A 12,370-nucleotide genomic window follows, 5' to 3' on the forward strand; every position below is an offset into this window, starting at 1 on the left:
GCGCCTTGCAGGGCGCCCCCCGAGGCGCCCTGGAAAGCGCCTTGTAGGGCGCCCTGGAAAGCGCCCCTTCCAGCCCTCCCCGCCCGCCCACCTTCTCCCGGAGACCCGATGACCGGCCCCCTCGCCGAGGTCCTCGACGGCCAGCACCAGGCCGACCTGCAACGGGCCGCGCGAGCGCTGCTGAAGGAGCCGCTGCTCACCGCCGACGGACCGCACGCCGACGCCTTCCGGCTGGTGCGCCGGCACACCGCCGAGCTGCGGGAGTGGTTCGAGCGCAACGTCGGCTGGTCGTTGCGCACGGACCCCGACGCCGCACGCCTGCGCAAGACGCCGGGCACCCTCACCGATGCCACGCACCCGGCCCGCGAGGCCACCCGGACCGCGCTGCCCTTCACCCGCCGCCGCTACGTCCTGCTCTGCCTGACGCTGGCCGCACTGGAGCGGGGCGAGTCGCAGGTGGCGCTCGGACGTCTCGCCGAGCAGGTCGTGCTGGCCGCCGCCGATCCCGAACTCCTCGCCGCCGGGATCACGTTCACCCTGGAGCGGCGGGACGAGCGCCTCGACCTGGCGGCCGTCGTCCGCCTGCTGCTGCGGCTCGGTGTGCTGCGGCGGGTGGCCGGCGACGAGGATGCGTACGTCAGCGGCTCGGGTGACGTGCTGTACGACGTGCGGCGGCGCGTGCTGGCCGGGATGCCGGCCACCCTGCGCGGCCCCTCCCTGGTCGGGGCCGAGGACTTCGAGGAACGCCTGACGGAGATGACCGCGCAGAGCGCGCTCGACAGCGACGAGCTCAGGTTCCGCGCGATCCGCTGGAAGCTGACCCGCCGCCTCCTGGACGACCCGGTGCTCTACTACGACGACCTCGCCGACGACGAACTGGCCTACCTCACCCGGCAGCGCGGCTTCATCACCGCGCGCATCAGCGAACTGACCGGGCTGGTCCCGGAGGTCCGAGCCGAAGGCATCGCCATGGTCGATCCCCTGGACGACCTCACGGACGTACGCATGCCGGAACAGGGCACGCACGGTCACATCACCCTGCTGCTGGCAGGGCACCTGGCGCGGGCCGCCGGGCCCGTCGAACCGGCGGAGCTGGCGGCACGCGTACGGGAACTGGCCGTGGAGCACGGCGGCTTCTGGTCCAAGTCGGCACGGGAGCCGGGCACGGAGCCGGAACTCGTCGAGCGGGCGCTGACCAAACTGGTGGCACTGGGACTCGCCGAGCGTACGGAGCGGGGCGTCGTACCGCGCCCTGCGCTCGCGCGGTACGCGGTCGGCGAGCCCGTGGTCAAGGAACCGGGGTCCACCCGTCACCACCCGGTCGCTCCCGCGCCCGCGGAAGCGACCGTGCAGAACGACATGAAGGACGAGAGGTGAACCGCGCCGTGACCGCGCTGCCCGACCCCGCGCCGCTGCCCGCTGACCCTGCGCCGCCCGCCGGTTCCGCGCCGCTGCCCGCCGGCCCCGCGCCGCTGCCACTCCCCGCACCCGGCCGGTGGCGGCCCCTGCGCATCGGGCTGGTGGACCTGTTCCACTACGACGTCGAGGAGTTCTGGTTCCGCGACGGCCGGCTGCTGCTGCGCGGCAACAACGGCACCGGCAAGTCGAAGGTGCTCGCCCTCACCCTGCCGTTCCTCCTCGACGGCGACCTCTCCGCCCGCCGCGTCGAACCCGACGGCGACCCGGGCAAGCGGATGGAGTGGAACCTGCTCCTGGGCGGTGAACACCCGCACCCGGAACGCCTCGGCTACACCTGGATCGAGTTCGGACGGCTCGACGAGACCTCGGGCGAGGCGCATTTCCGCACGCTGCTGTGCGGGCTGAAGGCGGTCGCCGGACGCGGTATCGCCCGTCACTGGTTCGCGGTGACGGACCAGCGGATCGGCGTCGGCCTCGACCTGCTGGACGCCACCGGTACGGCGCTGTCCCGGGACCGGCTCGCCGAGGCGATCGGCGGTCACGGCATGGTGTACGACACGGCGAGGACGTACCGCAGAGCGGTCGACGAAGCACTCTTCGGGCTCGGGGAACGGCGATACGGAGCGCTCGTCGACCTCCTGATCCAGCTGCGCCAGCCGCAGTTGTCCAAGCGGCCCAACGAAGCCGCCCTGTCCCGGGCGCTGACCGAGGCGCTGCCGCCGATGGACCAGGCGGTCGTCGCCGACGCGGCGGAGGCGTTCCGGTCGCTGGACGAGGAGAAGGAGGAACTGCGGGCGGCCCGCGAGGCCGAGCAGGCTTCCTCGGCGTTCCTCGACCACTACCGGCGCTACGCCCGACTCGCCTCCCGGCGCCGCGCCCGCCTGCCCCGTCGCGAGCACGCCCGCTACGAGAACCTCCAGCGGGAACTCGCCAAGGCACAGGCAGACAGGGACCAGGCCCTGACGGACCGCGAGGAGGCCCGCGCGAGGGGCGCCGCACTCGGTGAGCGGGCCGCGCGGCTGGCCGCCCAGGACGCCGCCTTGCGGTCCGGGCCCGAGATGCGAGATGCCCAGGCACTCGACCGGGCGGCGGCCGACGCCTCCCGTACGGCCGTAGAGCTGACCCGGACCGAGGCCGACCGGCGGACGGCGGCCGAAGCACACACCCGGGCCCTGGGCCGGCTCGCCACCGCGGGCAACCGGCTCACGGCGGCCCAGGAGGCGCTGGACGACATCCGGGACCGGGTGGCGCAGAGTGCCGCGGCGGCCCGGCTCGACGTCCCGCGGACCGCGGGAGCCCCCGAAGCGGTCCTGCGCCGGGAGGCGGAAGAGGCGACGGCCGCCAGGCGGCGGGCCGTCGAGCACGTGGCGGAACTCGCCACGCGCGCCGAGCGCGCCGACGAGCAGCGCAGGGTCGCCCGGCTGCGCTCGGACGAGGCCGACGAGGACGTCGTGCACAGCGGGGAGCGGCTGGCCGAGGCGGAGGAGAAGGCCGCCGGGGAGGGACGGGCACTGGTCACGGCCGTGCGGGAGCACCTCGCCGGATGCGTGGAGCTGAGGGTGGGCGGGCTGCCCGGGGTTCTGGACGCGGTGCAGGACTGGGTGAGCGGTCTGGACGGCCCCCTGCCGGCCCGTACGGCGGCGTCCGAGGCCCATCGCACCGCAGCCTCCCGCCTGGCCGACCAGGCTGCCGGGCTTGCCCGCCGCGAGGCGGACAGGGCGGAACGGCAGCGGCTGGCGGCCCGGGAGCTGACCGCCCTCGAGGCGGGCGGCGAGCGCGGCCCGTCGGTGCCGCACACCCGTACGCCCGACGTGCGGGACCGGGCCCTCGGCGCCCCGCTGTGGCGGCTCGTCGACTTCCGACCGCACGTCGCCGAGGCCGACCGCGCGGGCCTGGAAGCCGCGCTGGAGGCGTCGGGGCTCCTCGACGCCTGGGTACGGCCGGACGGCTCCGCGGTCGCGGCGGACGGCCACGACGTGCTGATCGACCCGGTCGGGCTGCTCGGCGGCACCGGCCTTGACGGTGCGCTGTGCCCGGCGGTCGACCCCGCGGACGTGGGGGCCGCCGCCGTGGGCGAGGAGAGGGTGGCGCGCCTGCTGGCCTCGATCGGGCTGGCCGCGGGAAACCGGGACCGGTCCGAGGACGCATCCGGGGAAGCCGGGGGCCACGACACCTGGGTCTGCGCGGACGGGCGCTTCCGGGTCGGTGCGCTCACCGGAAGCTGGGCCAAGAAGAGCGCCCAGTACGTGGGAGAAGGAGCGCGGGAACAGGCACGCCGGGTGCGGATGGGGGAACTGGGCACCGAGCTGCACGCGTTGGCGACCGAGCGGGGCCGACTGGCCGAGGAGTCCCGTGCCGTGGCCGCGCGCCGCGCCGTGCTGGACGCCGAACTCGCCGCACTGCCGGGCGACGACGATCTGCGCCACGCCCACGCACGTGTCACCGCCGCCGCCGACGCGGCCCACCGGGCCCGTGTCCGGCAGGGCGAGCGGGCCGCGGAGCTGGCTCCGGCGGCGGATCAGGCCGACCGTGCGGCGGCCGAACTCGCCGAGAGCGCGGCCGCCCTGCATCTCTCCGCCGACACGGCGGCACTGGGCTCCGTACGCCAGACGCTCGCCGATCACACGGTCCTCCTGACGGCGCTGTGGCCCGCGCTGCGTGAACACGCCGACGCCGGGCGTGCGGTGGCCGACGAGCAGGTGGAGGCCGACCGGGCCGAACTCCGCCTGTCCGAACTCGCGGAACGGGCGACGGAGGCCGCCCGGGGCGCCGCCGCCGCGGACGAACACCTCACCACCCTGCGCTCCACCGTCGGAGCGGCCGTCGCCGAACTCCAGCGGCGGCTGGAGGAGACGGCGGAGGCGGCTCGTGTCTGCGACGGCGAACGGCGGCAGGCACAGGCGGACTTCGGTGACGCGGACCGGCGGGCCAGCCGCGCCGAGGGGCGCATCGAGCGGCTCGCCGAGGACGTCACCGACGTGACCGCCGCGCGTGAGGAAGCCGTCGCGGCGCTCCAGCGGTTCGCCGCGACGGGGCTGCTCGCCGTGGCCCTCCCCGACATCGACGTACCGGACGACGACGGAGCACCATGGGCGGCGACCCCCGCCGTCGCTCTCGCGCGCGCAGTCGAGTCCCGGCTCTCGTCGGTCGACGACTCCGACGCGGCCTGGGAACGCGTGCAGAAACGGCTGAGCGAGGAGTTCGGCAGGCTCCAGGACGCGCTGTCCCGGCACGGCCACGCCGCCACCGCCCGTCCGAGTGAGGACGGCATGCGGGTCGACATCGTCTACCAGGGCCGGGAACGGGCCGTGCCCGAACTCGCCGAGGCGCTGGCCGTCGAGGTCACCGAACTGACCCGCATCCTGTCCGCACACGAACGCGAGATCCTTCAGACGCACCTGATCACCGAGGTCGCCGGGACGCTCCAGGAGCTGATCGGGGCCGCCGAACGACAGGTCGGCGCCATGAACAAGGAGCTGGAGGAGCGCCCGACCTCGACCGGTATGAAGCTGCGGCTGGTGTGGCGGGCCTCCCGCCGGGCACCGCAGGGGCTGGCCCAGGCCCGTGAACGGCTGCGCCAGTCCGCCGACGCATGGTCGCTCGAGGACCGGGCAGCGGTCGGCGCGTTCCTCCAGGAGCAGATCGCCCGCCGGCAGGCCGACGACAGCGCCGGCAGCTGGCTGGAGGACCTCACTGCCGCACTCGACTACCGGGCCTGGCACGAGTTCGGCGTCGAACGCCACCAGCACGGCAAGTGGGTGCCGGCCACCGGGCCCGCTTCGGGCGGTGAAAGGGTACTGGCCGCGTCCGTGCCCCTGTTCGCCGCCGCGTCGTCCCACTACGCGAGCGCGGGCGGCCTCCACGCCCCGCGCCTGGTCACCCTGGACGAGGCGTTCGCCGGCGTCGACGACGACTCGCGCGCCAAGTGTCTGGGCCTGCTGCGCGCTTTCGACCTCGACGTCGTCATGACCAGCGAACGGGAATGGGCCTGCTACCCGCAGGTGCCGGGCATCGCCATCGCCCAGCTCTCGCGTGTCGACGACATCGCCGCCGTGCTGGTGACGCGGTGGGAGTGGGACGGCCGTGATCGGCGGCATGGCGTGGAGCCCGGCGCGCGGGCGGGCGCGTCGGGGGCGTCGGGGGCAAACTCCCACGCCGACGCCGACGCCGACGGCGCCGGCGAGGCCGCCGCCGGGCAGGTCGGTTCCGTCGGCGAGCCGGGGCGGATCACCGTCCACGACGGCACCGGCGCACAGGAGTCCCTGTGGACGTGAACCCGCGTGCGACTCCGCCCGCCGACGACCCGGTCGGGGCGGCAACCGGACGGGCGGCTCCGGCGGACGCCACCGTGGACGCGGCCCCGGCCGGGCGGTCATCCGGCGGCGACCGCGTGGCTTCGGCCGGGCCGTCACCAGACGGCGACCGGACCGCCGTCGACGCCGAACGCCTCACCCGTCTGCTCGGTGACCCCGCCCTCGCCTGGCTCGTGGAGCGCATACGGCAGCGCATCGCGCGTGCCCAGCCGCTCACCGGCCTGGTCAGCCTGTCCAACCCGGCCGAATCGCAACGTCGATGCGTCGAAAGTCTGTTGGGGCGGGCACCGGGCGCAGGTCGCTCCCTGAGCGTACGTCTCGAGACGGTGGACGCGATCCTGCGCCGCTCCGGTGTCAGCCCTGACGGACTGGTGCCTGCCGTCGTGGCACTCACCGGCCCCGTCACCCTTCACGCAGAGGCGCGGGACAGAGCAGAGCGGGCCTGGGAGAGTGCGCATGCCCCTTTCGGTGTCCTGGATGACGAGCTGGCCGAGTGGGCGGAGCGGATCCGCAGGGACGGTCTCGTACGGCGACTCGCGCGCACTCCGGAGGCCGCCGGTCCTTTGGCGGACGCCGCCGTGCGGGCGCTGTGTGCTTTGCCCGTCGTGCCTCCGACGTCACGCGCGACGTTCGCGGCACGCGTTCTCGGGGGCGCCCACGCTCTGGACGACGGGACACCTCTCGCGACCCTTGTTCTGTCGGGAATTCGTGCTCTCACGGGCTTCCCCGACGGCGCCGGTGCCGAATGGCGACGGGAAGCATGGGCGTCGGCCGGTCTGCTCAAGGACGACGTCTCGTCGACCGTCCTCTCCCTCAACCTGCGCGGCACTCCGGCTCTTGACTGGATGGCCGACGCCGGTGAGCCCGTCGTCCTGACGCTCCGCTGTCTCGCCCGTCACACACCGGCTCCCGCCGTCCCGGCGACGGGAACCGTCCACGTCTGTGAGAACCCGGCCGTGCTGTCCGCCGCCGCCGACACTTTCGGCCCGGCGTGCCCGCCCATGGTATGCCTCCAGGGACAGCCCTCAGCCGCTGCCCTCACGCTGCTGCGCGGCCTGTCCGCGCGGGGAGCCGTCCTTCTCTACCACGGCGACTTCGACTGGGGTGGTGTGCGCATCGCCACGGCGCTGCGGCGGAGCGTCCACTGGCGGCCGTGGCGCTACACGACCCGCCACTACCGAGCAGCGGTGGCCAAGGTGGCCGAGGTGCCGGGAATGACGGGCTCTCCCGCCGCTACACCGTGGGATCCGGAGCTGGCCGTCGCTCTCGCCGAGCACCGTGTTCGTGTGGAAGAGGAAATGGTGCTCGACGATCTGTTGTCGGACTTGGAGACACGGGCTCGTTGAGGCGCCTCCCAGGCGGCGTCCGCGCCGCCCTGGCGGTGGGGACAACGGTCACGGCCACCCACACCGCAGGGGTCCTTGCCATGGGCCTGATCCTCACCGCGGGCGGCGGATTCGTCGGGCAGCGACTGCTGGGATGGCTGGGGGCGATCAGCGGTGCGGTTCGCGGTGCTGGGGCGGTGACGGCGGTGACGGCGGTACGGGCTCTGCGGACAGGACGCCCCCGGCGCACTGGCACCACGGACGCGTCGGTGATCGTGCGCAGTCGGTCAGCCGGGAGGGCCACGTCAAGCGCGCCGGTGTTCTGCGGATTGCGACATCGGCACTGGCGTGCACGGCTCTCCCACGAACTGCCCGAGATCCTGCCGGCAGCGGTCCTGCGGGGCGACGCGATCTTCGCCGTGGTCAGGGCGGCTGTCGACCGCGGTGGCGCGGCCGGTGTCCGCCTGCCCACCGGAACGTGGCCCGCCCGACGCGGAGGATGACGACCGAACGGGCTCGAGCCCTTGGCCTCCTGCCTTCTTGACCTCAACTCAGGTTCAGGTTTGAGGATGGTGGCGTGCCGCACCGCGCGGCGACCGAGGAGGCCGAGCCATGTCCGTGACCGCCGAACCGCACGCCCGTCCCCGCATCGGACGCCCCGGAGCGGGCGTCGCCATGGTCAGCACGTGGCGCGTCGGCACACCGGAGCGCCAGCGCGCCGCTGTCGACGCCATCGCCCGGGCGTGGCAGAGCCGCGACTGGCCGGACGAGGGGCTGCTCTCGTACAGCATCCACATCGGCTCTGACGGGGACACCCTGCTGCACTATTCGCAGTGGCGGAGCGAGGAGGACCACCACACGTTCGTCCGTTCCCACCAGGACGATCGGAACGCCGAGATCGACGCGGCGGTGCCCGGCGTCGAACGCGTCGCCATCCATGCGTACGCCCTCTACCGCAGCCTGACGGGGAGAGAGGCCCGGGTCCCGGGGTGCGTGGTGATCGTCGAGGCCGAGTTCGACGGGCCGGACCCCGGTCGGCAGCGGGACTGGGTGGACCGGGTCTTCGACGCCGTCGACACCGATCCCGTCACCCACCCCGGCGCCATCTCCGGCCACTTCCACACCAGCCTGGACGGCACCCGGGTGCTCAACTACGCGGAGTGGGAGAGCGAGCAGGCACATATCGACGCCCTCGCCGCGCCCGGCGACGGCATCGGATCCGTGACCCCGCAGTGGAAGAAGGTGCAAGGTTACCCGGGGCTGGTGCACAGCGGTGTTCAGCGGTACGTGCCCGCGCTGAGCCTCAGCGCGGGCGCGTAAAGGGATGTGGGGCCGGGCTCCGTCCCACGGGCGGAAGCGCAGGAAGCTTCGCGCACGCGACCGGCGCCGCGGGGCGATGCCGGCGCCAGGCCCCGGGCCGGGCGGTCAGGCCGCTGGGCAATTCCCCGGACGGCCCCGGGACCGTCCGGGGCCGTCCGGGCTCCAGGCGCCCGTGCCTCAGGGGCGGTTGGTCAGGTAGCCGCCCATCGAGGTGAAGTACTCGGTGGCGGGCAGCTCGCGGCCGTCGTCGGTGCGTACGCGGGTGATGGCCAGGCCGTGGTTGCGGCCCGTGCGGGCGTCGCCACCGGCGACGATCGCCACGCCCTCGCCCTCCCGGTAGAAGACGCGGCCCGGGGTGCCGCCGTAGCGGCCTTCCGAGACGACGGCGGAGACGATCTCGAGCCGCTTCCCCTTGTGGAAGGTGAAGGCGCTCGGGTACGGGGCGGACTGGGCGCGGACCAGGCGCTCCAGGTCCTCGGCCGGCCAGGTCCAGTCGATGCGGATGTCCTCTTCGGCGCGCTTGTGGAAGAAGGTGGCCTGCGAGCGGTCCTGCTTGGTGAACTCGGCCTGTCCGGAGGCGATGAGGTCGAGGGCGCCGATGGTGACCGGGGCGATCAGGTCGACGGTCTTGTAAAAGAGGTCGGTCGCCGTGTCCGTGGGGTCGACGGCCACCGCGTGCTGCATGACGATGTCGCCGGCGTCGAGCTCCTCGTCCATCATGTGGGCCGTGACGCCGACTTCGGGCTCGCCGTTGATGAGGGCCCAGATCAGTGGCGAGAACCCGGCGTACTTGGGCAGCAGCGAGTCGTGGACGTTCAGCGTGCCGTGCCGGGGGAGGGTGTAGATGCGCGGCGGGATCCAGGTGCGCCAGTTGTTGGCCACGATGATGTCCGGGTCGGCCTCCTTGAGCTGCTGGAACAGCTCCTCGTCGTCGGGCCGGTTGCGGATGATGACGGGGACGCCGTGCTCCTCCGCCAGGTCGGCGACAGAGTCGCTCCAGATCTTCTCGTAGGCGTGCTCGCTCTTCGGGTGCGTCACCACCGCCACCACGTCGTGCTCGGAGTCCAGGAGCGCCTGCAGCGTGCGGTGGCCCCAGGTCTGATAACCGAACATGACGACCCGCATGGGGGTTCCTCCTCAGAAAGCGAATGACCGGCGACAAGTAAAGCAAGCCTTACCTAAGGATGCAACGCGCCATAATTCGCCGCCCAGTTGGCCCATGAACGGTCGCGGTGTCCGTTTTGCCCCGTCGACAGCTTGGCCAGATCAGGTTAGCTTTACCTAAGTTCGCTCGGCGGCCGGCTCACCGGTGTGCTCGGGCTCCGCCTTTCCCCCACGCCTGACAGCATGCCTGACAGGCGGCTGTCCCGCACGATGGGAGTGACATGTCACAGGCTCTTCCTGACGACGCACCACTGATCCACGACCTCATAGGTATCGGCTTCGGGCCGTCCAACGTGGCCATGGCGATCGCGCTCAGCGAGCACAACGCAAGCGTCGGAAGGCAGGAGGCGGTCACCGCTCACTTCTTCGAGCGGCAGCCCCAATTCGGCTGGCACCGCGGCATGCTCATCGACGACGCGACCATGCAGGTCTCCTTCCTCAAGGACCTGGTGACGCTGCGGAACCCGAGCAGCGAGTACAGCTTCCTCTGCTACCTGCAGAGCAAGGGCCGACTGATCGACTTCGTCAACCACAAGAACCTCTTCCCGCTGCGCGTGGAGTTCCACGACTACTTCGAGTGGGCCGCGGCGAAGGTCGACGACATGGTCTCGTACGGCCACGAGGTCGTCTCCGTCGAGCCCGTCGTACGCGACGGTGTGGTGGAGTACCTCGACGTGACGGCCCGCTCCGGCGCGGAGACCGTCGTCCACCGGGCCCGCAACCTCGTCATCGGCACCGGGCTGCGCCCCCTCATGCCGGAGGGCGTGGAGCGGACCGACCGCGTCTGGCACAACTCCGACCTGCTCGCCAAGGTGGACGGCCTGGAGGGCACCGACCCCTCCCGGTTCATCGTCGTCGGCGCGGGCCAGAGCGCCGCCGAGAACGTGGCCTATCTGCACCGCCGGTTCCCCGAGGCCGAGGTCTGCGCCGTCTTCTCGCGCTACGGCTACAGCCCCGCCGACGACAGCAGCTTCGCCAACCGCATCTTCGACCCCGAGGCGGTCGACGAGTACTACACGGCGCCCGACGACATCAAGCGCAAGCTGATGGACTACCACGGCAACACCAACTACTCCGTGGTGGACATCGACCTGATCGACGACCTGTACCGGCAGGCGTACCAGGAGAAGGTCCTGGGCACCGAGCGCCTCCGCTTCCTGAACGTGTCCCGTCTGACGGGGGTCGCGGAGAACGACGACACGGTCAGCGCCACCATCACCTCCCTGGTCACCGGGGAGGAGAGCCGGCTGGACGCCGATGTCGTCGTCTGCGCCACCGGTTACGCGAGCGCCGACGCCCTCGGCCTCCTCGGCCCGGTCGCGGACCGCTGCCACCGGGACGGGCAGGGCCGCGTCCGCGTCGAGCGCGACTACCGCCTCGCGACCGACCCCGAACTGCGCTGCGGTATCTACCTGCAGGGCGGCACGGAACACACCCACGGCATCACGTCCTCCCTGCTGTCGAACACGGCGATCCGGGTCGGCGAGATCCTCGACTCGGTCCTCGACCGGGGCCTCAAGGCATCCGTCGACGCGGTCCGTCCGGTCGCCGACGGAATCGGCACGGCCCGCTAGGTCCCGCGCAGGTCCCAGCAGGTCCCGCGTAGGCTCCACGCGGACCGACCCAGGTCCAGCCCCCCACACAGCCGTGCTCCACCGGGTAGCGCCGTCGTACCCGGGCAGGGCGTGGCCGCACTGTGAAACCCCCGTGAAAGGAACATCCGTGTCCATTGGTACACGCCCCGCGCTGACGCGGTTCGTCAGAAACGTCCCCCGCGTGGCAGTCGCCGCCGTCGCCGCGCTCGCTCTGTCCGCCTGTGGGGGCGGTACGGAGAAGAGCGAGTCCAAGCCGTCGGCCGAGGCCGGCGCCGCCAAGTCCGCCGCCTTCCCGGTCACCGTCGACCACAAGTACGGCAGCACGACCATCGACGCGGAGCCGAAGAAGGTCGTCACCCTCGGCCTGTCCGACCAGGACGCGGTGCTCGCCCTCGGTATCAAGCCGGTCGGCTCCGTGGACTGGTTCAAGGAGGACCCCTACGGCAAGTGGCCGTGGGCCAAGGACAAGTGGGGCGACACGCCGCCGCAGATCGTGGGCGAGCGCGACGAGTACAACATCGAGAAGATCGCGGCGCTGAAGCCGGACCTGGTGATCGCCCAGTACTCGGGCATGAAGAAGGAGCAGTACGACACGCTCTCCAAGTTCACCAAGGTCGTCGCCCAGCCCAAGGAGCACCCGGACTACGGCGCCCCCTGGCAGGTCATGACCCGCCAGATCGGCAAGGCGCTCGGCAAGGACGCCGAGACCGAGAAGCTGATCGACGGCGTCGACGCCCAGTTCAAGGCCGTCCGCGACAAGCACCCCGAGTGGGCGACGAAGACCCTCGCCGTCGCCGACAGCTTCGAGGCCGGCAAGTACTCGGCCTTCACGAAGACCGACCCCAAGTCGATCTTCTTCTCCGAACTCGGCTTCAAGCTGAAGCCCGAGATCGACACCATGGCCAAGCCGGGCTGGAACGTCGCCGAACTCAGCGCGGAGAAGCTGAACGTGCTCGACGTCGACCGCCTCGTCTGGGTCACCTCCAGCACCGAGGCCAACGACCGCATCAAGGCCGAACCGCTCTACAAGAAGCTGAAGGTCAACCAGGACAAGCGCGACCTGTTCGTTCCGTACCAGGACCCGGACATCGGCGCCGCCTTCTCCTTCAACACGGTCCTGTCGATCCCCTACGCCATCGACGAGATCGAGCCGCTGCTGACGGCCGTCAAGTAGCCGCCGGCCGCCCCGATCGTGCGTCCCGCCCGTCCGCCGGCCCACCCCGCGGACGGGCGG

The 12,370-nt window shown here is 72.3% G+C and carries 7 protein-coding genes and 1 pseudogene; 7 read left to right on the plus strand and 1 reads right to left on the minus strand.

Translation table 11 applies throughout. The annotated features are described in order from the left end of the window. Nucleotides 1-108: 108 nt before the first annotated feature. The 5 genes and pseudogenes from AB0903_RS29270 (at nucleotide 109) to AB0903_RS29290 (ending at nucleotide 8,377) form a co-directional block, all read left to right on the plus strand. Nucleotides 109-1,377, plus strand: coding sequence for a TIGR02678 family protein (locus AB0903_RS29270; RefSeq protein WP_366707736.1), 1,269 nt, complete (start codon nucleotides 109-111; stop codon nucleotides 1,375-1,377). After that, entirely contained in the window at nucleotides 1,374-5,693 is a 4,320-nt protein-coding gene (locus AB0903_RS29275; protein ID WP_366707737.1) for a TIGR02680 family protein, read from the plus strand. Before AB0903_RS29270 ends, AB0903_RS29275 begins: the two co-directional genes overlap by 4 nt. After that, a complete protein-coding gene (locus AB0903_RS29280) occupies nucleotides 5,684-7,078 on the plus strand; it encodes a TIGR02679 family protein (protein ID WP_366707738.1) in 1,395 nt (464 codons plus the stop codon). The genes AB0903_RS29275 and AB0903_RS29280 overlap by 10 nt, the downstream gene beginning before the upstream one ends. A gap of 353 nt (nucleotides 7,079-7,431) precedes the next feature. Then, nucleotides 7,432-7,560, plus strand: a pseudogene (locus AB0903_RS29285) (DUF4235 domain-containing protein); the annotation flags it as partial. A gap of 109 nt (nucleotides 7,561-7,669) precedes the next feature. Then, entirely contained in the window at nucleotides 7,670-8,377 is a 708-nt protein-coding gene (locus AB0903_RS29290) for an antibiotic biosynthesis monooxygenase (protein WP_366707739.1), read from the plus strand. A gap of 177 nt (nucleotides 8,378-8,554) precedes the next feature. Here the strand turns inward: AB0903_RS29290 and AB0903_RS29295 are convergent, their stop codons facing one another. Beyond that, a complete protein-coding gene (locus tag AB0903_RS29295) occupies nucleotides 8,555-9,502 on the minus strand; it encodes a methionyl-tRNA formyltransferase (protein WP_366707740.1) in 948 nt (315 codons plus the stop codon). Between the two features lie 260 nt (nucleotides 9,503-9,762). Between AB0903_RS29295 and AB0903_RS29300 the strand changes: the two genes are divergently transcribed. Both AB0903_RS29300 and AB0903_RS29305 read left to right on the plus strand, forming a co-directional pair. Continuing rightward, nucleotides 9,763-11,115, plus strand: a complete 1,353-nt coding sequence (locus AB0903_RS29300; RefSeq protein ID WP_366707741.1) for a lysine N(6)-hydroxylase/L-ornithine N(5)-oxygenase family protein — start codon at nucleotides 9,763-9,765, stop codon at nucleotides 11,113-11,115. Nucleotides 11,116-11,263: 148 nt separating this feature from the next. Then, on the plus strand, nucleotides 11,264-12,310 hold the full coding sequence (locus AB0903_RS29305; protein ID WP_366707742.1) for an iron-siderophore ABC transporter substrate-binding protein: 1,047 nt from the start codon (nucleotides 11,264-11,266) through the stop codon (nucleotides 12,308-12,310). Nucleotides 12,311-12,370 lie beyond the last annotated feature (60 nt).

Origin of the sequence: Streptomyces sp. NPDC048389, assembly GCF_040706335.1 — a bacterium.
GTDB lineage: Bacteria > Actinomycetota > Actinomycetes > Streptomycetales > Streptomycetaceae > Streptomyces.

Coding starts and splice junctions, on each gene's coding strand:
- AB0903_RS29270 (WP_366707736.1), top strand. CDS start 109: ATGACCGGCCCCCTCGCCGAGGTCCTCGACGGCCAGCACCAGGCCGAC.
- AB0903_RS29290 (WP_366707739.1), top strand. CDS start 7,670: ATGTCCGTGACCGCCGAACCGCACGCCCGTCCCCGCATCGGACGCCCC.
- AB0903_RS29295 (WP_366707740.1), bottom strand. CDS start 9,502: ATGCGGGTCGTCATGTTCGGTTATCAGACCTGGGGCCACCGCACGCTG.
- AB0903_RS29300 (WP_366707741.1), top strand. CDS start 9,763: ATGTCACAGGCTCTTCCTGACGACGCACCACTGATCCACGACCTCATA.